This window comes from Emticicia sp. TH156 (assembly GCF_002855535.1).
In the GTDB taxonomy this organism is placed as follows: domain Bacteria; phylum Bacteroidota; class Bacteroidia; order Cytophagales; family Spirosomataceae; genus Emticicia; species Emticicia fluvialis.
The window spans coordinates 294776-320368 of record NZ_PKRS01000006.1 but is presented as its reverse complement, the minus strand read 5'-3'; the positions used below and the strand labels follow the sequence as shown (position 1 = coordinate 320368).

The window sequence follows — 25593 nt, the reverse complement described above, 5'->3', positions numbered from 1 at the left end:
AGCCTGCATACTTGTTTTAGTTTATTCGAGCGAGTATTTGTGACCCCGGAGAGGCTCGAACTCTCGACCCACTGATTAAGAGCGGGTGACGCTCACGCTTTGCTCTACGAACTGAGCAAGAGAGCCTGCATACTTGTTTTAGTTTATTCGAGCGAGTATTTGTGACCCCGGAGAGGCTCGAACTCTCGACCCACTGATTAAGAGTCAGTTGCTCTACCAACTGAGCTACGGAGTCATTGTACTACTTTTAATTATTTTCTGAACTCTCAACCCATAGATTAAGAGCGGGCGACGTTCGCCGGGCGACGTTCGCCGGGTGACGCTCACTCAGTTGCTCTACCAACTGAGCTACGGAGTCTCATACGCTGCAAATTTAATTTTTTTTGGACTGTTGCTGCTATATTATATAAAATTATTTTCAGTGTCTGCAATTGGTATTTAAAAACTAATAATTACTTCTGTTAACTCGGGTTAATGAAAGAGAATACATCATTTTCTATATATTTGTGTATCCCTTTAACCCGATTTGACCTCGCTATGATTGCGTCGATTTCAAACTTGGCTCACCGAAATGCTTCGGGCCGGAATATTATTATATTCTTTGTGCTGCAAATAACCATTTCAGGTGTGGTTTTGCCTTACCTGCAAACCAGGTTTGACCCACAGGGCGTATTAGGTGTGCTAGATTTGAAATTTGGATTTACGCCTGATGAAGCCTACCAACTGTTGTCGGCCTATGGCGAAGAGGGCAGAAAACTCTATTTTGTGATGGAAGCCTGTATAGATATCATTTACCCTGTTTTTTATACCATTACCAATTTGTTGTTGTTGAGTTTTGTGTTCAAAAGAGGTTTTCAGGCTGATAGTTTTATGCAGAATCTCAACGTTTTTCCGATGCTGGTTTTCATTAGTGATATATTAGAAAATGCTGGTAATATTGCTATGCTGAAGGCGTATCCGGAAAGAATAAACGCCGCTGCCAGTCTGGCTTCAACGGCAGGAATATTTAAATGGACTACCTTTGGTATCAGCATAGCTTTGTTTTTAACAGGCCTGGTGGCCTGGGCATCATCCATTGCCAAAAGGAAAAAAAACTGATGGGGGCATTAATTTAAAATTTATTTTTAATCATATTAAATATCAATTATGGAGTACAGGAGATTTGGACGTACTGGCTGGAATGTCAGCGAAATAGGATATGGTATGTGGGGCCTTGCGGGATGGACCGGCTCTGACCAGGACGAAGTAGGGCAGTCGCTTGACCGGTCGGTTGAACTTGGCTGTAACTTTTTTGATACGGCGTGGGGATATGCCGAGGGTAAAAGTGAGCAAATATTAGGAAGGGTATTGAAAAAATATGCCGACAGACGTTTGTATGCCGCCACCAAAATTCCACCAAAGAATTTTACATGGCCGTCAAAATCACATTTCCTGTTGGAAGATTGTTTCCCGGCAAGCCATATCATTGAATACACCGAAAAAAGCCTGAAGAACATGGTTGTTGAATGCATAGACTTGCAGCAATTCCATGTCTGGGAAGACGCCTGGGCAGGTAAAGACGAATGGAAAGAGGCAGTTACCAAGTTGAAACAGGAAGGCAAAGTGAAACACTTTGGCGTAAGTGTGAACCGCTGGGAGCCCGCCAATGTATTGGAAACCCTGAAAACCGGGCTGATAGATTCGGTACAGGTAATATACAATATTTTCGACCAGAATCCGGAAGATGAATTGTTTCCGCTTTGTCGCGAACTGGATATTGCCGTGATTGCCCGTGTACCATTTGATGAAGGCACCCTTACCGGTTTGCTAACCAAAGACACGGTGTTTCCGGCTGATGACTGGCGGTCTACCTATTTTGTGCCTGAAAACCTGATTCCGAGTGTAGAACACGCCGATGCACTGAAACCATTGGTACCTGAAGGAATGACCATGCCTGAAATGGCCCTGCGTTTTATTTTGGGTAATGATGATGTACATACCATAATACCGGGCATGAGAAAGATTCGCCACGTAAATGCCAATATCGGTACCAGTGATGGCAAAAAACTAGACGAAAATCTTCGCGTACAACTCAAAAGCCACAGATGGGACAGAACCCCGACTGAGTGGTCGCAATAGTTTTAAAAGTGAGAAAGGAACAGGACATTCAAGTCCTTTCTCCTTTTTTCATTCTCCATAACATTCATGTCAGAAACCACAGTTTTGGCCTGCATAGCTGCTTTTTTTGCAGGTTTTATTGATTCTATTGTAGGCGGGGGCGGCTTAGTGCAGGTCCCTGCTTTGTTTATATTGTTTCCTGGCTATTCTGTTCCGCAGGTTATTGGTACCAATCGTTTTGCTTCTTTTATGGGTACAGCAGTGGCCGGGTATCAATATGCCAAAAAGGTGAAGATTCCGTGGAAAACCGTTATTTATGCCGGGTTAGGGGCGGCCGTAATGTCTTATTCAGGGGCGTTAATATCCAGCCTCATGAGTGCGCGCATCTTAAAGCCAACCATATTAGTGCTGATGAGTGTGATAGCCCTTTATACCTACCGGAAGAAGAATCTGGGCCATGAAGAAAAACTCCGTTTCAGCCTGGCGGTGGTTCCGCGATATAGCTTACTGATAGGCATGGCTATTGGTTTTTACAATGGTTTTGTGGGGCCGGGTACCGGCAGCCTGTTGGTATTTGGCTTCGTGAGCATGATTGGCTACAGTTTTTTGTCGGCCTCTGCCATTTCAAAAGTTATAAATGTAATAGCCGATGTAGCCTCTCTCATTTTCTTTGTCAGCAAAGGCTTTGTGGTTTTTCAGATTGCCTTTCCGATGATGTTGTGCAATATGGCAGGCGCTTATGTAGGTAGCAGGATAGCTATCCTGCGCGGCAACTCTTTTGTGCGGGTAATATTTCTGGTTGTGGTGTTTGGCCTCATTCTCCGGTTCGGGTATGACGTTTGGCAGCTTTACAAATAAAACAAGCCCTTTGCTGGAAGGGCCTGTTTTATGGTTTCGTTGATTAATTCCACCCTCCGCCTAAAGCACGGTAGGTATTTACTACGGCATTCAGTTGTTTCATTCGGGTTTCAATTAATTCCATTCTCGATTCAAGTACGTCTCGCTGGGTCAGCAATACCTCCATGTAATCGGCACGGGCTGATGTAAAAAGTCTGAGCGAAATGTTAGTAGACTTCGTCAGGGCATCAACCTGATTGCTTTTCATAGCATAGTTTTTCTCCAGATTACCGATGTTTGCCAGCTGATTGGTTACTTCTATGTAGGCATTCAGTACTGTTCGTTCGTAAACATATACGGCTTGTATCTGTTTGGCGCTTGCATTTTTATAGGTAGCAATAATGGCTTTTTTGTTAATGAGAGGCCCCGCCAGGTCTCCGGCAAGAGAGGTAACCAGCGCCTGCGGAATATTGGCCAGCAATAATGGATTAAAAGCGCTGATGCCCACAAAAGCCGACAAGCCCAATGATGGATAAAAGTTGGCTCTGGCTACGCTGATGTCCAGTTTTGCGGCCTCTAGTTTCAGTTCGGCTTGTCTTATGTCAGGTCGGTTCTGTAATAACTGTGAGGGAATACCCGCCTGGATGCCAGCCGGAATTAGCTCATTAAACTGTTGCGAACTTCGTTCAACTTTCTGCGGAAAACGCCCCACCAGAAAATTAATTCTGTTTTCGGTTTCAGTTATTTTCTGCTGAATTTCATACTGCAGGCTCTGGGTTTTAAATACCTCGGCCTCAAACCGTCGCACGGCCAGTTCCGTTACTTTGGCAGCTTCTTTTTCCTGTTTGATAATCCCCAGTGCGCTATTCAGAATCTCAATGTTTTTCCTGATAGTTTCCAACTGATTATCCAGCGCCAGCAGCTCGTAGTAAGAGTTGGCAATTTCAGCTACCAGATTCGTAACCTGAAAGTTCCGGCCTTCTATTGTTGCCAGATAATTGGCAATGGCCACTTTGCGGGCATTACGTAATTTATGCCAGATGTCTACTTCCCAGCTTGCGGTAGCGCCAAAGTAGGCTTCTGGCAATACTGGTGGCGTTTTTTTACCCGGCTTTATTTCAGACATCTCATCAGCTGCACCCTGGCTGGTATATCTGGATACCTTGTCGGCGCCTGCTCCGCCTCCCAGGCGAACAAAAGGCAGGTATTCTCCTTTACGGGCACTTATTTCGTTCTGGGCTATTTCTATTTCCTTCAGGGTTATGTTCAGCTCCTGGTTATTTTTCAGAGCGGTTTCTATCAGGTTTGCCAGATTTGGGTCCTGAAAATAATCCTTCCACTTAATTTTTGCCGTATTGGTAGAATCCTGAGCGCTGTTATTGAAGCGCTCAGGTGTATATTTATTAGCATTTTTTTCAACTAACTTTACCGGAACAGCACAAGCAGAAAGCACCAATGTCAGGAAAGCTACCCCCAGGCATTGATAAATGAATCGTTTATACATATCCTATTTGATTTCTTCTGATAATGGTTCAAAATCTTCGTCTCTGATTAACTTACGGCCTTCAGCCAACTTGGCGAAAACGTAGTATAAGCCGGGCACTATGATAACCCCGAAGAGGGTTCCTAAAAGCATACCCCCCAGAGCTGAAGAACCGATAGTACGGTTGCCTATGGCACCGGGCCCCGTAGCAAATGCCAGTGGTATAAGACCGGCAATGAAGGCAAAGGAGGTCATCAGAATAGGTCGGAAACGCACCTTCGCCCCTTCAATAGCGGCCTCAAATATGCTGGCGCCCTGTTGGTTTTTCTGCACGGCAAATTCTACAATCAGTACAGCGTTTTTGCCCAGCAAACCAACCAGCATTACAAGCCCGACCTGTGCGTAAATGTCGTTGGCAAGGCCCATCATTTTCAGCAGTAAGAAAGAGCCGAACACCCCGGCCGGAAGCGACAGTATTACCGCCAGCGGAATAATGAAGCTTTCATACTGAGCTGCCAGTACCATATAGGCAAATATTAACACTACGATGAAAATGTAAATGGCCTCATTGCCACGTACCACTTCGTCTTTTGACAAACCTGCCCAGTCGATATCAAAACCCCTTGGGAGGGTTTTCTTTGCTACTTCTTTAATGGCTTCAATGGCCTCGCCGCTGCTATAACCCTTGGCTGGCGCCCCTCTGATAGCCGCTGTGTTGTACATATTATAACGGTTTATTTCGTTGGGGCCCTGAGTTTTGACAATCTTCATGAATGCCGAATAGGGTACCATTTCTCCTTGGTCATTTTTTACATACAGATTCATGATGTCTTCGGGCAGTTTGCGGTATTCGGGCGATGATTGTACAAATACCTTAAAGAATCGGCCAAAACGGATAAAGCCCAGCTCATAACTACTACCTATAAGTATAGACAGGTTGTCCATAGCTTTGCCGATTGACACTCCTTTCTGCATGGCAGCCTTGTTGTCAATCTCCAACTCATATTGCGGATAATTGGCACTGAAGAAGGTAAATAAACCGGTGAGCTCTTTGCGTTTGCTCAGTTCTTTCATAAACTCGGCGTTTACGGTCTGTAACTGGCGGTAATCGCCAGAGTTGGTTTTGTCAAGCAATTGTAATGAAAAACCACCCGCAGCACCGTAGCCGGGTACAGCCGGGGGGTCGAAGAACTCAATGGTAGCCCCCGGAATCTCATGGCTTTTCTCTTCCAGCTCCGCAATAATCTCCTGCACGTTGTGTTTTCTCTCCGACCAGTCTTTCAGGTTAATAAGGCAGGTACCGGCATTAGAGCCACGTCCTTCTGTTAAAACCTCATAACCTGCCAGTGCCGATACCGATTTTACGCCGTCTACGTGCTCACAAATTTCTTGTAGTTTACGGGCAATGTCATTGGTGCGTTCCAGCGTAGAGCCGGGTGGTGTCTGAATTATGGCATAAATCATCCCCTGGTCTTCAGAAGGAATAAAGCCCGAGGGCAATAGCTTGGTTAAGCCGAAAGTACCCGCACAGAAACCTATCAACAATAAAAAAGTAACCAGCCTGCGGTTAACAATCATACGCAGTATGGCAGCATATTTTCCGGTTACTTTTTCAAAGCCCCGGTTGAATGCGTCTATACCCTTGGTAAACAGGTTTTTCTTTTTAGGGTTATCATGCGGATTCTTTAAAATCAGGATACACAAAACTGGTGTAAGCGTAAGTGCAACCACTCCGGACAGTACGATTGATGTAGCCATGGTGATGGAAAACTGCCGGTAAAAGACCCCAACAGGGCCTGTCATAAAGGCAACGGGTACAAACACGGCTGTCATTAACAGGGTGATGGCTATAACCGCTCCGCTGATTTCGCCCAGTACTTTTTTAACCGCAAAATAGGGCGACAGATGCTCTTCTTCCATTTTGGCGTGTACGGCTTCTACTACCACAATGGCGTTGTCAACCACTATACCAATGGCCAGCACCAGTGCAAAAAGGGTAATGAGGTTAACCGTAAGGCCAAACAATTGCATAAAAATGAAGGCTCCAACCAAAGAGACCGGCACTGCCAGAGTTGGAATAAGCGTAGAACGCCAGTCGCCAAGAAAAATAAACACCACCAGCGCCACCAGCACAAAGGCTTCGCCAAGGGTATGTAAAACCTTTTCAATAGAAGCATCCAGGAAGTTGGAAACGTCATAGCTGATTTCATATTCCATACCGGGTGGAAACGAACTGGCCTTCAGTTGTTCCAGCTTGGCTTTTACGTCTTTAATTACGTCTGTTGCATTACTGCCGTAGGTTTGTTTTAACACAATGGCAGCCGACGGATAATTATTCAGGTTTGAATAAATATCGTAGTATTCACTACCCAGCTTTACATCGGCAATATCTTTCAGATGAATGATTTCACCGTTCGGGTTAGCTTTTACTATCACATCCTCATATTGTTCAGGCTTGCTGAACCGCCCCTGATAAGTGAGTACGTATTCAAGTGATTGCGACCGCATCCCATCTCCACGCCCTATACGCCCCGGCGAGCCTATCACGCTTTGTTCATTAAGCGCCTGCATAACATCTTCCGTACCTATATTATAGGCACGCATTCTGTCGGGTTTCAGCCAGATACGCATGGCATATTGCCGGCTGCCCAGAATGGTAGCCTGCCCAACTCCATTGATACGCTGTAACTCAGGCAGCATATTAACCCCCGCAAAGTTGAAGAGAAACTTCATATCTGCATTGGGGTCTTTGCTGTAAAGGTTTACGTACATCAGCATGTTGGGCATTTGCCGGTTTACGATTACCCCCTCGCGCTGCACAAGCACCGGAAGCCGGTTAAGCACCTGCGCAATACGGTTATTTACGTTTACAACGGCCTGGTCTGGGTCTGTACCCAGGTTAAACACAATTTGTATATTGGCTTCACCGGCGCTGGTAGCGTCAGAGGTCATGTATTTCATGCCCGGTACACCATTAATGGCTTGTTCCATAGGTATCAGCACCGAGGTAACCAGCACGTGCGCACTGGCACCCGGATAAGACGCCCGAACAATAACCATCGGCGGAGATATTTCAGGAAATTGAGATTTAGGCAGGGTATTGATTACCAGCGCACCCATAAAAACGATGGCCAGCGATAGTATAATGGCTAATACCGGCCTTTGTATGAATTTATTAAACATAAGCTCTTCAGGTTTATTCAGCGTAAACTCTTAAATGTGTAAATACAGACTCGGGTTTTTCTAAACGATATGCGATTTTATCATTGTTATGCACCTTGTGCAGCCCTTCTAACAGTATTTTCTCATTTTCTTTTAAACCACCGCTGATAGCGTATATATCCTGCATTTCAGCCAGAATATCTATTTGCCTTTGTTGTACTACGTTTTTATCGTTGACCACAAAAACATATTTTTTGTCGAGGATTTCGAAAGTTGCCTTTTGCGGAATCAACATGGCGTTTTTCAAAGGTTTTTCAACCAGAATATTCCCTGTTTCACCATGCCGAAGCAATCTTTTCGGATTCGGGAATGTAGCCCTGAACGCAATATTACCTGTTTCGTTGTTAAAATCAGCCTCTATGGTTTCTACAATGCCAGGATATGGAAACATCTCATGATTGGCCATCCTTAGGCTTACTTTCATAGGGTTTTTACTGTTATCATTGCTTTTGAAGTTCAGGTATTCTGCCTCCGGTACGTTGAAATAAACCCACATTTTGCTGTTGTCTGATAGTATGGTCAGTAAATCGCCTTCCGATACCAGGCTTCCCTGCCTTACATAGAAATGGTCCATTATGCCATCAAAAGGCGCGCGGATTTCGGTAAAGCCCAAGTGTACCTGTGCCAATTGCAATTCTGCTTTGGCTTTGTCGAGCTTTGCCTTTGCAAGGGCCAGTTCATTGCGCGACACTATGTTGCTGTCGGCCAACGCCTTTGTGTTTTTGTATTCTATTTCAGCATAGTTGGCCTCTGCCTGGGCTTTCTGAAATTCTGCCTGATACTGAACCGGCAGAATCTGAAACATTAACTGCCCTTTTTTTACAAGCTGGCCTTCGTCAACAAATATTTTATTCAGGTAGCCACGTTCAAGGGCGCGCATCTCAATGTGCTGAATGGAGCGTATCTGAGACACGTAGTCGGCAGTAATAGTGGTATCTTTTTTAAGCGGGGTAGTTACCAGCAACGTGGTCTCTTCCTTTTTTTCTTCCTTTTCTTCTGATTTACAGCCTGCGTTGTAGAGAAGTGCACACAGGCTCACAAGCATGAGCGTTTTCTTCATAATGAGCATACTTTTTAAGTTAATAATACCTGAAATACAGTAATTGTGTACAGAATTTTCAGTCAATACAAACGGCATTGACCATACAGATTCATAATCGGCAGGGTAGTGTAAATTGATTCGGGCGGGTTAAAAAAGGTATTGGAATAACAGCCACAATGGGTATATGGGCAAGTAATACGAGAGCAACCGAAATGTGCTTTTCAGAAGATAATCAGATTGTGTAAACGCAGTAAACAATAAACAACCTCACAGACCATCTTTCAGGTTGCTGCCTCTGGCAAGTCGGGCGGTTGTCTGTCAGCAGAGAAAGCCATTTGGCTTTTAAAAAACTGATATTATCAGCAATATATAAAACGGGCTGTTCATTACCGGTAGATTCTTCTTTCTCCAGTTCAATTTCATTCAGAAAGAGTAAAGAATCTTTATTGGTACCTGGTGTGTAATAAAATTGAGTAGCAGCTTTAAAGTTAGTTAAGTGCGCAGAAAACTGTTGCTGTGCCTGTTGCCCGCCAGGCGAAAACATAACTACAGGTGTTTTCTCGCTATGGTTTGCGAAAAGCTGGCTACTCACACTCAGAAGAAGCCATAAAAAGAGATGATATTTTTGTAATGCCTTCATCATTCTGGCAACAAAAGTATTCTACAAAAGATATGGAAGTAAAAAAAATGTCTTAAAATATGATTAAAATCATAACGTTAATTTGAAAATTTTTTTAAGAGATTCTTTTACTGCGGAATGATGGCTTATTTTAGGCACTTTTTGTAGCCTGATTTAATAGGTCTAAGGCAAAAAAAAAGCCCTCTTGCTGTACACTGAGGGCTTTCTTTTTTTATAAATCGCTGAAATCGAAGGTTTCAAGAAATTTGGTGGTAAAATGACCAGATTTAAACTGCTCATCCTCCATCAGTTTTATATGGAACGGAATAGTGGTTTTTATACCTTCAATCACAAACTCCTGTAATGCACGTTTCATTCTTGTAACAACTTCTTCTCTTGACTGCCCCGTTACAATCAACTTGGCAATCATTGAATCGTAGTTGGGCGGAATGGTATAGCCCGCATACACGTGGCTGTCAACCCTTACCCCATGCCCACCTGGCAGGTGCAGATTGGTAATTTTACCCGGCGAAGGGCGGAAGCCATTGCCAGGGTCTTCAGCATTGATACGGCATTCCATAGCAAATAACTTAGGGAAATAGTTCTTACCCGAAATAGGCACTCCGGCAGCAACTTTTATTTGCTCTTTTATGAGGTCAAAGTCGGTTACTTCTTCTGTAATGGGGTGTTCTACCTGAATACGGGTGTTCATTTCCATGAAGTAGAATTTGCCATATTTATCAACCAGAAACTCAATTGTACCTGCACCTTCATACCCAATAGCAGCAGCACCTTTGATGGCGGCTTCGCCCATTTTCTCGCGTAGTTCCTGCGATACAACTGGCGAAGGCGTTTCTTCTACCAGTTTCTGATGGCGGCGCTGAATAGAACAGTCACGCTCTGAAAGGTGGCATACTTTGCCATATTGGTCGCCCACCACCTGAATCTCAATGTGGCGGGGTTCTTCAACAAATTTTTCCAGGTATAAGCCATCATTTCCAAAAGCCGCGCCCGATTCCATCTTGGCGTCGTCCCAGGCTTTTTCAAATTCACTTTCTTCTTTAATGATGCGCATACCGCGGCCGCCGCCTCCGGCAGTTGCCTTAATGATAACCGGATAACCGATTTCTCTGGCCAGTCTTTTTCCTTCTTCTACCGACTCTAACAGGCCCTCTGAACCCGGAATTACCGGTACGCCAGAGTTTTTCATAGTTGCTTTGGCTGTAGCTTTGTCGCCCATGTAGTTAATTTGCTCGGCAGTAGCGCCAATAAACTTAATGCCATATTCGGCGCATATTCTTGAAAACTCGGCGTTTTCAGATAAGAAACCATAACCCGGATGAATGGCATCGGCATTGGTGATTTCGGCGGCGGATATGATATTAGGAATATTGAGGTAAGATTGCTTGCTGATAGCAGGCCCTATACAAACTGCCTCATCGGCAAAGCGTACGTGTAGACTGTCGCGGTCGGCAGTTGAGTAAACAGCCACCGTTTTTATGCCCATCTCCCGGCAGGTTCTGATGATTCGCAGGGCTATTTCGCCACGGTTGGCTATAAGTATTTTCTTGAACATATAGTGTCAATTAGGAATTGTATGCTATTTAGGCTATTAAATCTATAAACAGTTTTTATAAAAAAATGTTAGAACGCCTTTTCTTGAAAAAATCATGCAGGCTCAACCAGGAACAACGGTTGGTCAAATTCCACCGGAGTGGCGTTTTCAACCAATATTTTCACGATTTTTCCTGATACCTCTGATTCAATTTCGTTAAACAACTTCATAGCCTCAATAATGCAGACTACCTTGCCGCTTGAGATTTCATCACCTACTTCTACAAATGATGCTTTGTCAGGCCCGGCAGAACGGTAAAATGTGCCTATCATCGGAGATTTAATGGTAATCAGATTGCTGGCTGGTGCAGCCTGGGCAGCCGGAGCAGCTTGCGGTGCCGGGGCAGCAGCTACCGGAGCGGCTACCGGAGCCTGTACTACTACTGCCGGAGCCGGCTGAGCAGCAGCCGGAGCCACGTTTGAATAGCGCTTGATGGCCAACTTTAACTCTGATGTTTCGATATTTACTTCATCTAGTCCTGATTGTGCAATAAAATCAATCAGTTTTTGAATGTCCTTTGTTTCCATGAAGGGTAAAGATTTGTCGTTTTGTAAATGAGTATAGTTTGTTTGGTTCCAGAAGTTTTTGAGAAAACCGGCTTTTAACTGGGGCGCTTCGGGCTTTTGCCAGCCGACAACGTCCGGATACAGTGGATGGTTGTCTGGCGTTAGAGCGCATAAAAAACTGGTTAATCTTCTGCAAAAGTAAACATAAAGACGACACCCACAAAGAAAACTGAGGCGCCAGGGCTTGATTTAAGCATTAAAAGTCACTTAAAATCAGTATCATGCTACGCTTGGTTTCTATAAAATGCGATGTCGTCTTTTATAAATATCTTATTTCTCTTTCACGCGTGAGTCGTACTCATAAGTAGTTGTATTTACACGAATAAGCTCGTCTGTATCAATAAAAAGAGGTACTTTAATAGTAGCGCCGGTTTCTACAGTAGCCGGTTTAGACGGGCTGTTGGCTGTATCGCCTCTTACGCCTGGTTCGGTGTAGGTTACTCGAAGTTCAACATAGGTTGGTAGCTCTACGCTCAGAATAGTTTCTGTTTCTGCATGCACCAGAATATCAACCTGCTGGCCTTCTTTCATCAGGTCGGCCTGTGGCACCAGTTTTTCTTCTATATTTATCTGTTCAAAAGTTTCAACTTCCATGAAATTGAATCCTGTTTCATCTTTATATAGAAACTGGTATTGTCTTTTTTCTACCCGTGCAGTTGTAATGTTTACACCTGAAGTAAAAGTATTGTCAATTACCCTTCCTGTACGAAGGTTTCTGAGTTTAGTTCTAACAAAAGCTGGTCCTTTGCCGGGCTTTACGTGTTGGAACTCCACAATGGTGTAGAGGTCGTTATTCCACTCCATACAAAGGCCATTTCTGAAATCTGCTGTTGTTGCCATTACTGTTCAGTAAGCTTAATTATCAAATAGTTATTATCGTTCAAAATTAAAAACCACACTTATAAAGGGCAGAAGGGGGCTTTCATAACCAAACCGCCCGAACGGAACATCTTTCCGGTTTCTTCTGTATCGGGCATCATACTGGCTGAAAATCATGCTGAGGCCAACTTTGATGGTCAGTTCTTCCTGCGGCCTGAAACCAATATAAATTTCGTTATTGGTGGTTCCTCTTTGCCCCAGGCCCAAATTATACCGGGTAGGTTTGGCGTTGAGGGTGTCTAGCACTAAACCCGATTTGTTGTAAACAGTCAGGGAATCTTTTCTTTTTCCGAACGCCAGCCCCACGATGTCGAAGTTAGCGCCTATTACTATTTTCGGAGTTCTGAACTCCAGCATTAGGGGTACATTAAGTGCATTGGCATTGGCTCTGGGGTAAGGAGTAAAACTCACCCGTGTATTGCTGGACTCCAGCCCTTTATAGGCATTGCCGGCGGTAAAAAAAGATGTAAGTCTTATGCCAGTACCAGCTGCAAAAGCATACTTTTTACCAAAGACCAACGATTGCCCGTACATTATTGATGGAACATAGGTGCTCTTCTCAAAGCCGTAGGTTACACTAAAATTTTCAATTACTCTTATCCGTTGTGCGAACGAGCCTCTGAAACCCAGAAGTAATAAAGTCAGTATCAGTATTTTCTTCATGGTATGCCGTTGTAGAGAAAAATCCTCAGTTGTTTGGTTTACTCAGTATGCCCACTTAATATAAGCCGAGCCCCATGTGAAGCCTCCGCCAAATGCTGCCAGAATCAGGTTATCTCCTTTTTTGATTTGTTTTTCGTAGTCGAAAAGACAAAGCGGGATAGTTCCGGCAGTAGTATTACCATAGTTCTGTATATTGAGCATTACCTTTTCATCGCCTATACCCATACGGCGGGCAGTGGCATCAATAATGCGCTTATTGGCCTGATGCGGCACCAGCCAGGCAATGTCGTCGCCGGTTAGGTGGTTGCGTTCCATTATTTCAGCAGAGATGTCGGCCATGTTGGTTACGGCAAATTTAAATACCGACGGTCCTTCCTGATGGATGTAATGTAATCGTTGGTCTACTGTCTCATGGCTGGCCGGGAACCTGCTTCCGCCACCCTTCATAATCAGATGATTCTCGCCTGTTCCGTCAGAGCGTAACAGAAAATCCATCAATCCGTATTCTTCGGTGGTAGGTTCAAGTAAAACTGCACCTGCACCGTCACCAAACAGTACGCAAGTAGTGCGGTCGGTGTAGTCAACAATGGCAGACATCTTGTCGGCCCCAATTACAATTACTTTTTTGTATTTTCCAGACTCAATAAACTGTGAGCCAATTGATAATGCGTAAAGGAAACCTGAACAAGCCGCCAGAATATCGAAGCTGGCAATTGTTGGAATACCGCATTGGGTACATACCAGATTGGCTGTTGACGGAAACATGTAGTCGGGGGTTACCGTTGCACATATTACCAGTTCTACTTCTTCAGGCTTAGTGTTGGTTTTTTTGAGAAGACCTTTCACGGCTTCAGAAGCCATGTGAGAGGTGGCAAGACCGTCTCCTCTTTGAATATGACGTTGCTTGATACCTGTCCGGGTAGTAATCCACTCGTCACTGGTTTCCACAATCTTAGATAAATCCTCGTTTGTCAAAATATCTTCTGGCACGTAGCCATGAACACCCGTGATAGCTGCTCTAAGTTTCATTGTACAATTTTTTCCAAGCCCATTCAGAAGAAAACGATAAGGATACTTTTCTTTTTCGGGATTAGTTTTTCAGTGGGAAAAGTGTCTGTATAAATAGGATGCAGATAAACCCCGCAGGTTGTCTGGCGGGGTTTATCAGTATTCGTATGCTTCTATGATATGGTCTGTTACTTTTGATTCAATCTGGCGTTTGGCCAGCAGAATCATGTTTTTGATAGCCTCAGGGCTTGAGATACCATGCGCCACAATTACGTTACCCTTGATACCAATAATGGGGCTACCACCACCCACTTCATAATTCATGCGGTCAATGAGCGGGTCTTTAATACCTCTTTCGGCGGCGTAGTCATAAAACGACTCGCCCATTTTAAAAATCACATTGCCTGTAAAACCCTCGGTAACAATTACGTCAGCCTTGCCTTCCAAGAGGTCGCGACCTTCTATGTTTCCGATAAAATTTACTTTTTTGTTGATTTTTAAGAGCTGATAAGCCGCCTGAACAACGGTAGAACCTTTTTGTTCTTCTTCACCTATATTCAGTAAAGCTACTTTGGGGCGTTCAATACCGAAAGAGAATCGGGCATATAAAGAGCCAAGTTCTGCAAACTCGGCCAGTACTTCCGGCTTGCAGTCGGCATTGGCGCCTATGTCTAGCATAAGGCTGTAGCCGCCGTTTTTAAGCGGAAAAAAACCAGCGATAGGAGGGCGCTGAATATTGCCTACCGTTTTAAGGGTAAACAAAGAACCCACCATCATAGCACCTGTATTACCGGCGCTACAAAAGGCATCTACCTGCTTTTCTTTTAAAAGTTTAAACCCAACTCCAATGCTGGAATTGGGTTTCTGAGAAAATGCCCTGGTGGGATGCTCACTCATTTCGATAATGTCATCGGCATTAACCATTTCAATAGCATGTGCAGGATACTTTAATGTTCTTAAAATATCAAGCATTATGCTTTGTTTTCCTACCAATACAATTTTAGTACCTTCAGGTAAATGATTAGCGGCAATTACGGCACCTTCGACAATGGCTTTGGGGGCGTAATCTCCTCCCATAGCATCAACGGCAATTTTCATAAAGGAATTTCTTTAGTGAATAAATAGTAACCTTTTCCTGAATTTCACCCGGAAGCCACCTTCCTAAAGAACAGAATCAGGTGTTATTACGAAAGTATTACGCTTTTTCGTAGCTTTCAACCACTAATTTACCTTTATAATACAAGTTTCCTTCAAATACGTGTGCACGGTGGCGCAGGTGAATTTCACCTGTAGTTGCATCAACTGACAATGCTTTGGTCGACAAAGCGTCATGAGTTCTACGTTTATCTCTTCTGGTTGTCGAATGTCTTCGTTTTGGATGTGCCATTGTTCAATTTAATTTAATTAACAGGCTTTTTTGAAGCAGCTATTAATATTTTTGTACTTTATAATTGTCTTAATTTTGTCCGTCTTTGGTGTTTTTTAATGCTAACAGCGCTTTCCAGCGTGGGTCAATGTCTTCCTCTGTTTTTACTTCTTCCTCAGCAATTTCACCTGTTGAGTAGATAAACTTATCATCATCATCCTCTTCATCTCTGAACCGCGGATGTAGCTTTTTCATAGGAAGCGAAACCGCAATAAAGTCATAAATATGCTGTGCAAGGTTGACGGTGGCGGTATTCATCGGAATCATCTCCAGCTCGTCAGTTATTTCTTCGTGTCTGTCTCCAAACTTGAAGATATACTTTTCTTCTAATTGCACAGGTTCATCAAATAGCTCAAGGCTTCTGTCGCAGACAAGCTCAATCTGTCCTTCTATTTTAAAAAACAGCTGAATCATGGTTGAGTTTTTATCAAGCAGAACATGGGCTTTAAAATGCCCTGATTGTATAATATCCTGCTCAAAAAACTCAAAAAATTCATCGGCTCCCTCAAATTCGTAATTATAACGTTTATTTTCGAGACCCTGAATGTGAATGTCATATTTTGATAATACCTTGCTCACGTTTTCACAGAAAGGTTGCAAATTTACTGCTAATTTTGGAATTAAGAAAGTTTTTATACAAAATGCTTAAAATTCTTAGAAATCACCGCTGGTTTTTTATCATATTTTTCATCTGGCTGGTTATTCTGGCAAGTTTACAGATTGTCTGGTCGCCTGCCGAATTGATGTTTTGGGTAAACCGGCATAACAGCTCGCTGCTTGACACCCTGTTTGGTTACCTCACCCTGTTAGGTGAAGACGGCTTCTGGCTTATACCGCTGGCTGTTTATCTGTATCAGTGGTTAATGAGAAAGGAAAATGTAAAAAACCAGGCAATAATGCTCATAATTATTTGGATTACCAAGGGCCTGGTATCAGTTATTATGAAAAATGCGTTTAATCTGCCCAGGCCGATGGAGGTTTATGAGCATAGCGGCCGGGTTATACATGTAGTTGAAGGCCTGGAAATACACCATTGGCAGAGTTTTCCGTCGGGCCATACTTTTACGGCTTTTGCCTTTGCCTGTTATTTTATACTGGTAGCCAGAAACAACTTCTGGGGCTTTTTGTGGTTGGGCCTGGCAATGCTGGTAGGATATTCGAGGGTCTATTTGTTTCAGCATTTCCCGAGAGATGTTTTTGCAGGCAGTGTTCTGGGTGTTGCCGTGCCAGTTGGGCTTGTGCTCTTGTTTGATAAAATGAAATGGCCGGCCAGCAAAGCCAATGGCTGACACCTGTTATTTTCTGTTATCTTCACCCAGCACCATGCTCAGGTAGCTGTTATAGCGGCTTTCGGCAATGGTGCCTTCAATAACTGCATCCTTCACGGCGCACTTGGGTTCGTCAATGTGCAGGCAGTTATGAAAGCGGCATTTGCCCAGCTTTTCTCGCATTTCAGGAAAGTAATGGCTTATTTCTTCTTTCTCCATATCTGCCAGGCCTAGTTCTTTGATGCCGGGCGAATCAATAATAAAGGTGTCCGGGCTAATCTCAAACATTTCGGCAAATGTAGTGGTGTGTACCCCTTTATTGGCAAAGGTTGATATTTCTGAAGTACGCAAATCTAAATCGGGGGCAATGGCATTAATTAAGGTAGACTTCCCGACACCCGAATGCCCGGATAACAAAGATACTTTGCCATTCAGTAAATTGCGGAAGGTGTCAACGCCAATATTATTGGTGGCCGAGGTAAACACACATTGGTAGCCGAGGCTTTCGTATAGATTGGCCAGTTCTTCCTGGTAAGCAATGGCTTCATCAACCAGAATGTCCAGCTTATTAAATACCAGAATGGTAGGAATACGGAACGATTCGGCAGTAACCAGAAAGCGGTCAATAAAGCCCAGTGATGTTCGTGGAAAAGTAAGCGTGGCAATCAGAATAGCCTGGTCAAGATTGGTGGCAATCAGATGGCCATGAGCGGTTTTATGCACCGACTGCCTGATAATATAGTTTTCGCGGGCGAGTATGTCGTATATAATACCGGTGTTTTCAGTTTCGCTTTCCAGTTCAAAAGCCACTTTGTCGCCAACTGCAATTGGGTTGGTTACTTTTAAATCCTTGATTTTGAACTTCCCTTTCAGACGGCATTGCAAAATATTGCCCTGCTCGGTACGTACATCGTACCAAGAGCCAGTAGAACGCATCACTAAACCTATATTCCGGCTCAATATTTTTTTTCGTTTAAAGTCTGAAAATGATAATTTATTCTAATCAAAACTTAAATTAATCTTAAAAAGTGCCAATCCTGCTGTTTTTAAAGCAAAGGTACTGAACCATTTATGCCCTAAACGACCGGTAAACCTATAATATTTACAATTGTTGGCCCAAGGCTTCCGGTACTGTTCAAAAGCCTGAAAGGCAGCTTTGGCAGCTACATAGCAGCCTTTAAATAAATTTTTAAGATTTTTTTAAGTATCGGGCAACGTTTTGTGCAATTTTTTCGTTTATAGGTTATAGAACATCTAATATTTACTAATTATCTGGTACCACCAATGAAAAAGGGAGTTTTATTCGGATTAGCCGCTGTAGCCGTAGGAGTTGTAGTTTATTCTTTAGCCAAGAAAACCAAACCAACATTACCGTATTACAGACCCAATGTAAGATAATTTTGTGCATGCCCGTTAGCCAAAACCATTTTACAGTTTCTCAAGATTCTCAGTGATTGTCCGGCCTCAGAACCGGGTACCGCTGAGAATCTTTTCATTTCTGGTCAGGCAGTACCCATTTTATGCATGGTGTTTCAGATACTCGTTTTGCAGTTTTTGTTTTTCAATAGGCATAACACCTACGTACTCACAAACCAAACCGCCACCCAGGTTTGATAACTCGGCAATTGTTCGGGGCGGCAGGTTTAAGCCCAGGCAAATAGCGGCAATACTTACAACGGTATCGCCAGCCCCTGAAACGTCAGTGATGCTCCTGCGATGCGCCGGCAAATGGTGTATTTCGTTTTCAAAATCAATGAAAACGCCCCTTTCAGAGAGTGTCAGAAAAATACCATTTACCCCCAGTGCATTTTTGGCTTCGGCTACTACTGCTTTCACTTCATCCAGGTTATCGGCATCAAAATCTATCTTCAGGCCTTCTTTTAGTTCTTTCAGGTTGGGTTTAAATAGGTCGGCACCTTTGTAGTACTTAAAGTTTCTTTTTTTAGGGTCTACAATGGTGGGCACCTTATGTTGTCTGGCAAACGCCACTATTTCCTGAATGCTCTCTTCGTCAAGCACGCCTTTGTCATAATCTTCAAATATTACAACCTGGCAGGTAGGTATCAGCGATTTGGCTTTTTCAATCAGCTGGCTGCGTTCTTCGGCGTTAATAACGGAGTCCATCTCTGAATCAATTCTGACAACATGCTGCGAGCCCGCCAGAATCCTTTGCTTAATTGTGGTTATGCGGTTGCTGCTCTGGATGATTCCATCTGTAGGCAACTGGTTTGAAGCCAGCAGCTCTATTAAATCTTTGGCTTCGGCATCTTTACCAACCACCGAGCATAACACCGGGGTAGCGCCAAGTGACTTGATGTTCATGGCCACGTTTCCGGCGCCTCCTAGCCTTATTTCCTTTTGCTTTACGGTTACTACGGGTATGGGCGCTTCGGGCGAAATTCTGTCAACTTTTCCGAAAATATAAGAATCAATCATTACGTCGCCAATAATCAGGACGCGAAGATTATTAAAAGAATCAAAAATCTGATTTACATTCATTCAAAAAAGTATTTGTTGTGTTCTAATGCCTCGTTTACAATGCAGGTCGCTTTTTTGGAGTTACAAAACTAAGGAATTTAACAGGATTTTTAAAAAAATCATACATTTTGGGCAATAGATTGCGTTATTTGTAAGTGAAAATTGCAGGCTTTTGATTAAGCGGTATTTACCTGCCCCTTGCAAAAGCGCACATATATAATACCCACTACAAACAACATTATGCGTTCTTTAGCCTTTTTACTTGCTGTTTCTTCTTTTTTTGCCGCCAAAGCACAAACACTTGAACAACTGGGAACAGCTATCAATTCTGAATATAACGAGCTAAGTCCGGTCATATCACCGGATGATAAAACACTGTATTTTGTGCGGGTGAGCCACCCATCTAATACGTTCGGAACTAAAGGCAGCAACGATGTATGGTATTCTGAAAAACGAGACGATGGCAACTGGACGATGGCGCGCCGTATGCCCAATTCTATTAATAAAGACCAATACAACACCTTGTTCAGTATTACACCTGATGGTAACAAGATTCTGATTTCAGGCGTGTATCATAACGGGCGAAGGGATAATGCAGTGGGGATATCGATGTGCAAAAGAACCAAAACCGGCTGGTCGGAACCCGAAGAGGTGGTTATTCCGAAGCTGGCCGATGTATGTAAAGGACAATATCTGGCAGCCTGTTTGTCAAACGACGGAAAAACACTGATACTGGCTTTTAGCGAAAAGAAGAATTCGCAGGAAGATAACCTCTACGTGTCTTTTCTTTCAAGAGACGGCAAGTGGTCTAAACCTGAAAGCATTGGGGGAGACATCAACACAAGCAGCACAGAAACTACGCCTTTTCTGGCTTCAGACAATTATACGCTATACTTTGCCACCGATCGTAAAGATGGCTTTGGCGGAACCGACATCTGGGTGTCGAAAAGATTGGACAGAAGCTGGAAGCGCTGGTCGAAGCCGGTAAATATGGGTAATAAAATAAACTCTGATGCCAACGAGTATTCATTTTCTGTAGGGGCATCGGGCGAATATGCCTATGTGAGTACCAAGAAAAACTCTTTGGGCAAAGGCGACATAGTGAGGTTTAAACTGAGAGAAGAAAAGAAGGAAGCACCTGTAACGGCCTCGGCATTGCAAACGTCACGATCTGAAGAACAAAAGAACCTGGACAATGGCGGAACACCGATTGACGCCAAAAGCCTGGCTCCTTCGCCAGTGGTGGTTATCAGTGGCAGAGTGGTTGATAACAGAACAGGCAAACCAGTGCCTGACGCTAAAATTGTTTATCAGGCATTGCCTGATGGAGAAGACGGAGAGGCCTTTACTAATCCAGTTACCGGCGAATATAAAATTGTATTGCCTTACGGCGCCAAATATAGCTACAGGGCCGAAGCCAAAGATTTTATCAGTATCGAGAAAGGAATTGACCTGACGCAAATCAGGGAATACAAGGAGTTAAAAAACGAGACACTTCGTATTGCTGCCATTGAAGTAGGCATTGATATTCCACTTAATAATATCTTCTTTGAATACGCGAAGGCTAATTTACGCCCGGATTCGTATCCTGAGCTGGACAGAATGGTAGAAACGCTTCAACGGAACCCGAATCTGGTGATTGAGATTCAGGGGCATACAGATAACGTGGGGTCGAACGAGAGTAACCTCAAGTTATCGCAGGATAGGGCAGAGGCCGTAAGGAAATATCTGGTTTCAAAGAAAATCAATCCTGAAAGAGTAAGCAGCATTGGCTACGGTGAAACACGCCCGATTGCCCCCAATGATACCGATGAGGGGAAGGCTTTAAACCGCAGGGTGCAAATGGCTATTGTGCGTAAGTAAATTTTTCTGAACTTTGATTTAACTGATTTTATTATTGTTGAATTGTAGCGGCTGGAAAATCTTATTCAAGAGTGATTCATTCAATGTATAAACAAATCAGCGTAATCATCAAATCAGTTCAAACGGTCCGCCGTCGCGGCACAGTTCAAGACCTAACTACAATATCACGGTTCTGTTGCCATAAATAAATACCCTGTCGTTAAACACCAGTTTCAGTGCCTGGGTTAGTACCGATTTCTCTACTTCCTTGCCATCGCGGGCCATGTCCTGGTAAGTGTAGCGATGGTTTACTTCTTTGATGTTCTGGGCAATGATGGGCCCCTCGTCCAGATTATTGTTCACAAAGTGAGCCGTAGCGCCAATAATTTTTACACCGCGTTCGTAGGCCTGGCGGTATGGGTTAGCACCTATAAAGGCAGGTAAAAACGAATGATGAATGTTAACAATCTTATGGGGGTAATGCGAAACAAATTCTGGCGATAAAATACGCATGTATTTGGCCAGCACCACAAATTCGGGTTTGTAGATTTCCAGCGTTCTTAAAAGCGCCTCTTCGTGTTCTTCACGGGTTTTATGCTCGTGGCTTACAAAATGAAACGGAATACCAAATTTGCTGGCCAGAGGTTGCAGAAGATTATAATTGCTTACCACTGCTATAATGTTGGCATCAAGCTCATCGAAATTATAACGTATCAGTAAGTCAGACAGGCAGTGGTGTTCTTTGGTACAAAGTACCACTATGTCTTTTTTCTTCTTCGGAATTATCCTCAGGTTAATGGCATTCGAAAGAATGTTGTCTCTCAGGTCTTTCAGTACTTTTTCGGGGTTCAGTTCGTCAGGCGCTTCAAATTCAGTGCGCATAAAAAACTGCCTGTCAGGGCTTACGTATTCGTCCTGGGCAAGAATATTGCACTCGTTTTTATATAAGACACTGGTTACATGAAAAATAAGCCCTTTGGCATCGGGGCCGTCCATTAAGAGAATATGCTTTACCATTACTTTACTTTTGCTGTAAACTGATCATTAATAAACGGGCACGTATATTTATATGCCCATAAAACTCTGCAATATAATCACGGCACTTATTTTATCCACATTGCCTTTTATTTGTCTGTCCTTTTTTTTCATACCACCGGCAATCATGGTTTGCACGGCCATTTTAGACGTGAAACGCTCATCAACCAGATGCACGGGCATAGCCGGAAACTGAATTTTTAACTCTTCAATCAATTTATTTACATAAAAGGTGCCGTGGGTATCGTTACCGTCCAGATTTTTGGGCATACCCACCACAAATGCTTCCACTTCTTCTGCAGCGGTGTATTTTTTCAGATAATCAATCAGTGTGCCGCTGGGTACTGTTTCCAGCGCCGAGGCAATCATCTTCAGCGGGTCCGTAACGGCCAGGCCTGTGCGTTTGGCGCCGTAATCGATGGCGAGTATTCTTGGCAATGGATTCTGTTTTTAAATTAACTACAATTTTTTGGCTTCTTCCCAGAACACGTCCATTTCGGCCAGTGTCATGTCTTTCAGTTGTTTGCTGGCGTCTTTGGCTTTTTGTTCAAGGTACTGAAAACGCTTGATGAACTTCTTGTTGGTACGTTCCAACGCCGTTTCCGGATTCAGGTTGATGAACCGGGCATAATTTACGAGCGAAAACAACAAATCGCCAAACTCGCCCTCAGCCTTTTCGGCATCAATTACCTCCTGCTTTTCGGCATTAAACAACTCTTTGAATTCCTGCATTTCTTCTTCAACCTTAGCCCACACCTGGCTTTTTTCTTCCCAGTCAAAGCCCACACCTCTGGCTTTTTCCTGTATCCGCATGGCTTTCACCAATGCAGGCAATGATTGCGGAACTCCGGACAGTACAGATTTATTGCCTTCTTTTAGCTTTAGTTGCTCCCAGTTCTGTTTTACCTGCTCTTCGTTTTCAACTTTCACATCGCCATAAATATGCGGGTGCCGGGCTATGAGTTTATCGCAGATGCCATTCAGTACATCAGCTATGTCAAAATCTCCGGTTTCAGAGCCAATTCTGGCGTAAAACACCAGATGAAGCATGATGTCGCCCAGTTCTTTTTTTACCTCTGTAAGATCCTTCTCCAGAATGGCGTCTGACAGCTCATAAGTTTCTTCAATCGTCAGATGGCGCAGGGTGTCCATCGTCTGTTTTTTATCCCAGGGGCATTGCTCGCGCAGTTCATCCATGATGGTCAGCAGGCGGTCAAAGGCCATGAGTTTTTCTATACGCTCCTGAGGAAATACTAAAGGAAGTTTATTACTCATATCTCAATTGTTCGAAATTTCTGTAAAGGTCGGTAATAAAAAACAAAAATGCCACCTGAATTAAACAGAGGGCATAATCAAACGTTGTATTTTGGCTTTCAATCAAGACTTCCATTTAATGGCGCAGCCGATAGGTTTAGTTGTTGTGGTTACAACGGGTTTGCCCAGCAGCAGATTGTTTACGGCATCGCTTACGTAGTGCCTGGTTACCAGGGCGGGTTCTTGCGAGTTGTCGTCAATGGCACCTATGTACTGAACAACCAGGTGGCCGTTTTCTTTTTTCAATACAAAAGCCTGCGGGGTACGGGTAGCGCCAAAGAGCCTGGTTACGGCCTGTGTGTTATCGTTCAGGTATGGATACGTATAACCTCTTTCTCTTGCTCTTGCCTGCATATTGGCAAATGAGTCTTCTTCATAGGCTTCAGGGTCGTTAGGGTTAATGGCTATAACGGGGAAGCCCTGTGCAGCAAACTTTCTGTCGATACTGTTGATGCGGTCTTCGTAAGACTTAGAGAATGGGCAATGATTAGAAACAAAAATAATGACAAAGCCTTTGGCCGACTCAAAATCTTTCAGCGAAACCATTTTACCGTCAATGTTTTTCAGTCTGAAATCAGTCACCTTGTCGCCAATACCATAACCGGGGGCTGCTTTATGTGGTTGGCTGGGCGATTCATGCGCACCGGCCACTGTCTGTATGGCGCTTATTAATAGGTACAACCCGGTAAGCAGAGTCAGCATCAATCCCGGCATCGTTTTCATACAATCTGATTCAATAAGGTAGCGTAATTTTTATTGGGCAAACAAATATAGAAAGATTTGGCCGATAAAACACTTTGTTTATAAAATCGGAATTTTAACGATTATCAGATGTTAAGATTCAAGTACCGCATAGGCGTATTAAACATTGCTAAAACCTGCTTTAATGGCTTTATGATGATGCCCTATGTGGTAGTACATAAAATAATAAATTTCACGAATAGTTAGCAGTTTTAAAACCGGATGTTTTATGCAAAGCTCGTCGAGTTCGGTTTCAGTGAAGGTATCCAGGAAATGTACCAGTGCCTCATGATGTTTAATAAAGCTGCTCATTAAAACGGCTTTTGAAGGGTTTGCTGGTAGCTCAGGTATAAATGCGCCACGGGCTTTGAGCCCTGTACCAAGAATGGCCAGATAGCTGGCCACTACTTCATCATAACTCATTTGTGGGCGGTCAATTTTACCAAACTGCTCAGCCAACACAGATTGCGGCAGGGCTAAACCCACATTCAGGGTTTTGGCAGACTGTGTAAGATGCAGTATGTTTTCAGCAATAGACCATTTATCGCCAATGGGTGCAAAGAATTCTTTTTCGTCAACTGATGCTAATTCCTGTGCAATGGTACTGAAACTAGCGGTAATTGCTTCTTTTAAAGTAGGTTTTGTCATGATTAGTAGATTTGAAATTGCAGGATAAAATCATGGGGGCCCAAAGCAGGCGCCCCCTGACCTGTTACCTGTTAACGCACTATTAAAATCTTTGTCTTTAAACATTACTTCAGTTTTTCCATTGTCCGCAGAAAAGCATCATGCAAGAACTCCTTGCTGCCATATAGTTTAGCGAACATTGCGGCTCCTTCAAACTCCATAATGGTTTGCTGTGCCATTCTGAATGCGGTATCAAGGTCTTTTCCGCTCATAAAAATATTTTGCAGGGCGTTGGTCCAATCATTCATGATGAGCTTTAATATATCATGAAACCCGGGTATAACGCCAACTGTCTCCAGTGTGGTGTTTCCTATCAGGCAGCCTCCTTCTTTTTCCAGCAGCAGCCTGCCCATTTTTTTTAGCAGTTTTTCCATGCGTTCTTCGGGGCTTACGGCAGCATCATACGCAATCGGGAATACTTTTTCCTTCAGGTAAACATGAATCCATACCAGTAAATCTTTCATCAGCATTTCTTTGCCGGAAAAATAATGATACAAGCTACCTTTAAGCAAGCCACAATTATTGGCAATGTCTTGCATGGATGTATTGTGATACCCTTTTAAACGGAAAACATCTGACGACTTAAGCAGTATTTCTTCTTTGGTAACTTTCTGAACAGGCATATTTTTAAAGCGCTTAATAGGCAGCCTTACAAAAGTAAATATAATTTTTACTTTACCAAACGGTTGGTAGGTAAAATTTGATATTTTTTTGTTACTGTCTTCCATTATTATGGTAAATATGCCTTTCATCATATAAATGCATTAAAAA

General features: G+C 43.4%; 25 protein-coding genes and 1 tRNA gene. 5 read left to right on the top strand and 21 right to left on the bottom strand.

Features of this window, described 5'->3' with window-relative positions; genetic code table 11:
• Positions 1 to 162 precede the first annotated feature (162 nt).
• Positions 163 to 235, bottom strand: a tRNA-Lys gene (locus tag C0V77_RS13410).
• A 323-nt stretch (positions 236 to 558) separates the two neighbouring features.
• Here C0V77_RS13410 and C0V77_RS13405 point away from each other — a divergent pair.
• The 3 genes from C0V77_RS13405 (at position 559) to C0V77_RS13395 (ending at position 2955) form a co-directional block, all read left to right on the top strand.
• The gene (locus C0V77_RS13405; RefSeq protein ID WP_143706094.1) at positions 559 to 1098 is read left to right on the top strand and encodes a hypothetical protein; all 540 of its coding nucleotides are present in this window, start codon (positions 559 to 561) and stop codon (positions 1096 to 1098) included.
• 48 nt (positions 1099 to 1146) lie between these two features.
• Positions 1147 to 2118: an aldo/keto reductase gene (locus tag C0V77_RS13400; protein ID WP_101726846.1), complete on the top strand. Its 972-nt coding sequence runs from the start codon at positions 1147 to 1149 to the stop codon at positions 2116 to 2118.
• 66 nt (positions 2119 to 2184) lie between these two features.
• Positions 2185 to 2955, top strand: a complete 771-nt coding sequence (locus tag C0V77_RS13395; protein ID WP_101726845.1) for a TSUP family transporter — start codon at positions 2185 to 2187, stop codon at positions 2953 to 2955.
• 43 nt (positions 2956 to 2998) lie between these two features.
• On the opposite strand, the gene C0V77_RS13390 is transcribed toward C0V77_RS13395, so the two are convergent.
• The 12 genes from C0V77_RS13390 to C0V77_RS13335 all read right to left on the bottom strand — a co-directional run bounded on the left by C0V77_RS13390 (position 2999) and on the right by C0V77_RS13335 (position 16036).
• Complete coding sequence (locus tag C0V77_RS13390) at positions 2999 to 4438, bottom strand: TolC family protein (protein ID WP_101726844.1); 1440 nt, start codon at positions 4436 to 4438, stop codon at positions 2999 to 3001.
• 3 nt (positions 4439 to 4441) lie between these two features.
• Complete coding sequence (locus C0V77_RS13385; RefSeq protein WP_101726843.1) at positions 4442 to 7600, bottom strand: efflux RND transporter permease subunit; 3159 nt, start codon at positions 7598 to 7600, stop codon at positions 4442 to 4444.
• 13 nt (positions 7601 to 7613) lie between these two features.
• Entirely contained in the window at positions 7614 to 8699 is a 1086-nt protein-coding gene (locus C0V77_RS13380; RefSeq protein WP_101726898.1) for an efflux RND transporter periplasmic adaptor subunit, read from the bottom strand.
• A gap of 214 nt (positions 8700 to 8913) precedes the next feature.
• Complete coding sequence (locus C0V77_RS13375; RefSeq protein WP_143706093.1) at positions 8914 to 9324, bottom strand: hypothetical protein; 411 nt, start codon at positions 9322 to 9324, stop codon at positions 8914 to 8916.
• Positions 9325 to 9532: 208 nt separating this feature from the next.
• Positions 9533 to 10876, bottom strand: coding sequence for an acetyl-CoA carboxylase biotin carboxylase subunit (gene accC / locus C0V77_RS13370; protein ID WP_101726841.1), 1344 nt, complete (start codon positions 10874 to 10876; stop codon positions 9533 to 9535).
• Between the two features lie 92 nt (positions 10877 to 10968).
• Positions 10969 to 11442 (bottom strand): acetyl-CoA carboxylase biotin carboxyl carrier protein, encoded by a 474-nt coding sequence (gene accB / locus C0V77_RS13365; RefSeq protein ID WP_101726840.1) that lies wholly within the window; start codon positions 11440 to 11442, stop codon positions 10969 to 10971.
• Between the two features lie 309 nt (positions 11443 to 11751).
• Positions 11752 to 12321, bottom strand: coding sequence for an elongation factor P (gene efp / locus C0V77_RS13360; RefSeq protein ID WP_101726839.1), 570 nt, complete (start codon positions 12319 to 12321; stop codon positions 11752 to 11754).
• A gap of 33 nt (positions 12322 to 12354) precedes the next feature.
• Positions 12355 to 13023, bottom strand: a complete 669-nt coding sequence (locus C0V77_RS13355; protein ID WP_101726838.1) for a hypothetical protein — start codon at positions 13021 to 13023, stop codon at positions 12355 to 12357.
• Positions 13024 to 13065: 42 nt separating this feature from the next.
• Positions 13066 to 14052: a beta-ketoacyl-ACP synthase III gene (locus tag C0V77_RS13350; RefSeq protein ID WP_101726837.1), complete on the bottom strand. Its 987-nt coding sequence runs from the start codon at positions 14050 to 14052 to the stop codon at positions 13066 to 13068.
• A gap of 135 nt (positions 14053 to 14187) precedes the next feature.
• Positions 14188 to 15129 (bottom strand): phosphate acyltransferase PlsX, encoded by a 942-nt coding sequence (plsX, locus tag C0V77_RS13345; RefSeq protein ID WP_101726836.1) that lies wholly within the window; start codon positions 15127 to 15129, stop codon positions 14188 to 14190.
• A gap of 97 nt (positions 15130 to 15226) precedes the next feature.
• Positions 15227 to 15418 (bottom strand): 50S ribosomal protein L32, encoded by a 192-nt coding sequence (rpmF, locus tag C0V77_RS13340; protein WP_101726835.1) that lies wholly within the window; start codon positions 15416 to 15418, stop codon positions 15227 to 15229.
• 69 nt (positions 15419 to 15487) lie between these two features.
• Positions 15488 to 16036, bottom strand: coding sequence for a DUF177 domain-containing protein (locus C0V77_RS13335; RefSeq protein ID WP_101726834.1), 549 nt, complete (start codon positions 16034 to 16036; stop codon positions 15488 to 15490).
• Positions 16037 to 16098: 62 nt separating this feature from the next.
• Between C0V77_RS13335 and C0V77_RS13330 the strand changes: the two genes are divergently transcribed.
• Positions 16099 to 16746: a phosphatase PAP2 family protein gene (locus C0V77_RS13330; protein ID WP_101726833.1), complete on the top strand. Its 648-nt coding sequence runs from the start codon at positions 16099 to 16101 to the stop codon at positions 16744 to 16746.
• Positions 16747 to 16752: 6 nt separating this feature from the next.
• Here the strand turns inward: C0V77_RS13330 and rsgA are convergent, their stop codons facing one another.
• Both rsgA and C0V77_RS13320 read right to left on the bottom strand, forming a co-directional pair.
• Entirely contained in the window at positions 16753 to 17661 is a 909-nt protein-coding gene (gene rsgA, locus C0V77_RS13325) for a ribosome small subunit-dependent GTPase A (RefSeq protein ID WP_101726832.1), read from the bottom strand.
• 582 nt (positions 17662 to 18243) lie between these two features.
• Positions 18244 to 19224, bottom strand: a complete 981-nt coding sequence (locus C0V77_RS13320; protein ID WP_101726831.1) for a bifunctional heptose 7-phosphate kinase/heptose 1-phosphate adenyltransferase — start codon at positions 19222 to 19224, stop codon at positions 18244 to 18246.
• A gap of 219 nt (positions 19225 to 19443) precedes the next feature.
• Between C0V77_RS13320 and C0V77_RS13315 the strand changes: the two genes are divergently transcribed.
• On the top strand, positions 19444 to 21066 hold the full coding sequence (locus C0V77_RS13315; RefSeq protein WP_173830545.1) for an OmpA family protein: 1623 nt from the start codon (positions 19444 to 19446) through the stop codon (positions 21064 to 21066).
• 156 nt (positions 21067 to 21222) lie between these two features.
• On the opposite strand, the gene purU is transcribed toward C0V77_RS13315, so the two are convergent.
• The 6 genes from purU to C0V77_RS13285 all read right to left on the bottom strand — a co-directional run bounded on the left by purU (position 21223) and on the right by C0V77_RS13285 (position 25577).
• On the bottom strand, positions 21223 to 22062 hold the full coding sequence (purU, locus tag C0V77_RS13310) for a formyltetrahydrofolate deformylase (protein WP_101726830.1): 840 nt from the start codon (positions 22060 to 22062) through the stop codon (positions 21223 to 21225).
• 48 nt (positions 22063 to 22110) lie between these two features.
• Positions 22111 to 22518, bottom strand: coding sequence for a Holliday junction resolvase RuvX (gene ruvX / locus C0V77_RS13305; protein WP_101726829.1), 408 nt, complete (start codon positions 22516 to 22518; stop codon positions 22111 to 22113).
• Between the two features lie 21 nt (positions 22519 to 22539).
• On the bottom strand, positions 22540 to 23355 hold the full coding sequence (gene mazG / locus C0V77_RS13300) for a nucleoside triphosphate pyrophosphohydrolase (RefSeq protein ID WP_101726828.1): 816 nt from the start codon (positions 23353 to 23355) through the stop codon (positions 22540 to 22542).
• A 102-nt stretch (positions 23356 to 23457) separates the two neighbouring features.
• Positions 23458 to 24117 (bottom strand): thioredoxin family protein, encoded by a 660-nt coding sequence (locus tag C0V77_RS13295; protein WP_101726827.1) that lies wholly within the window; start codon positions 24115 to 24117, stop codon positions 23458 to 23460.
• 138 nt (positions 24118 to 24255) lie between these two features.
• Positions 24256 to 24783: a DinB family protein gene (locus C0V77_RS13290; RefSeq protein ID WP_101726826.1), complete on the bottom strand. Its 528-nt coding sequence runs from the start codon at positions 24781 to 24783 to the stop codon at positions 24256 to 24258.
• Positions 24784 to 24887: 104 nt separating this feature from the next.
• Positions 24888 to 25577 carry a TetR/AcrR family transcriptional regulator gene (locus C0V77_RS13285; RefSeq protein WP_101726825.1) on the bottom strand — a complete coding sequence of 230 codons (690 nt, stop codon included), beginning with the start codon at positions 25575 to 25577 and terminating at the stop codon, positions 24888 to 24890.
• Positions 25578 to 25593 lie beyond the last annotated feature (16 nt).

Bases quoted from the DNA above. Each gene is read 5' to 3' on its own strand.
- C0V77_RS13400 (WP_101726846.1), top strand. From the start codon at position 1,147: ATGGAGTACAGGAGATTTGGACGTACTGGCTGGAATGTCAGCGAAATA.
- C0V77_RS13395 (WP_101726845.1), top strand. From the start codon at position 2,185: ATGTCAGAAACCACAGTTTTGGCCTGCATAGCTGCTTTTTTTGCAGGT.
- C0V77_RS13390 (WP_101726844.1), bottom strand. From the start codon at position 4,438: ATGTATAAACGATTCATTTATCAATGCCTGGGGGTAGCTTTCCTGACA.
- C0V77_RS13385 (WP_101726843.1), bottom strand. From the start codon at position 7,600: ATGTTTAATAAATTCATACAAAGGCCGGTATTAGCCATTATACTATCG.
- C0V77_RS13380 (WP_101726898.1), bottom strand. From the start codon at position 8,699: ATGAAGAAAACGCTCATGCTTGTGAGCCTGTGTGCACTTCTCTACAAC.
- C0V77_RS13375 (WP_143706093.1), bottom strand. From the start codon at position 9,324: ATGATGAAGGCATTACAAAAATATCATCTCTTTTTATGGCTTCTTCTG.
- accC (WP_101726841.1), bottom strand. From the start codon at position 10,876: ATGTTCAAGAAAATACTTATAGCCAACCGTGGCGAAATAGCCCTGCGA.
- accB (WP_101726840.1), bottom strand. From the start codon at position 11,442: ATGGAAACAAAGGACATTCAAAAACTGATTGATTTTATTGCACAATCA.
- efp (WP_101726839.1), bottom strand. From the start codon at position 12,321: ATGGCAACAACAGCAGATTTCAGAAATGGCCTTTGTATGGAGTGGAAT.
- C0V77_RS13355 (WP_101726838.1), bottom strand. From the start codon at position 13,023: ATGAAGAAAATACTGATACTGACTTTATTACTTCTGGGTTTCAGAGGC.
- C0V77_RS13350 (WP_101726837.1), bottom strand. From the start codon at position 14,052: ATGAAACTTAGAGCAGCTATCACGGGTGTTCATGGCTACGTGCCAGAA.
- plsX (WP_101726836.1), bottom strand. From the start codon at position 15,129: ATGAAAATTGCCGTTGATGCTATGGGAGGAGATTACGCCCCCAAAGCC.
- rpmF (WP_101726835.1), bottom strand. From the start codon at position 15,418: ATGGCACATCCAAAACGAAGACATTCGACAACCAGAAGAGATAAACGT.
- C0V77_RS13330 (WP_101726833.1), top strand. From the start codon at position 16,099: ATGCTTAAAATTCTTAGAAATCACCGCTGGTTTTTTATCATATTTTTC.
- rsgA (WP_101726832.1), bottom strand. From the start codon at position 17,661: ATGCGTTCTACTGGCTCTTGGTACGATGTACGTACCGAGCAGGGCAAT.
- C0V77_RS13320 (WP_101726831.1), bottom strand. From the start codon at position 19,224: ATGAATGTAAATCAGATTTTTGATTCTTTTAATAATCTTCGCGTCCTG.
- C0V77_RS13315 (WP_173830545.1), top strand. From the start codon at position 19,444: ATGCGTTCTTTAGCCTTTTTACTTGCTGTTTCTTCTTTTTTTGCCGCC.
- purU (WP_101726830.1), bottom strand. From the start codon at position 22,062: ATGGTAAAGCATATTCTCTTAATGGACGGCCCCGATGCCAAAGGGCTT.
- mazG (WP_101726828.1), bottom strand. From the start codon at position 23,355: ATGAGTAATAAACTTCCTTTAGTATTTCCTCAGGAGCGTATAGAAAAA.
- C0V77_RS13295 (WP_101726827.1), bottom strand. From the start codon at position 24,117: ATGAAAACGATGCCGGGATTGATGCTGACTCTGCTTACCGGGTTGTAC.
- C0V77_RS13290 (WP_101726826.1), bottom strand. From the start codon at position 24,783: ATGACAAAACCTACTTTAAAAGAAGCAATTACCGCTAGTTTCAGTACC.
- C0V77_RS13285 (WP_101726825.1), bottom strand. From the start codon at position 25,577: ATGATGAAAGGCATATTTACCATAATAATGGAAGACAGTAACAAAAAA.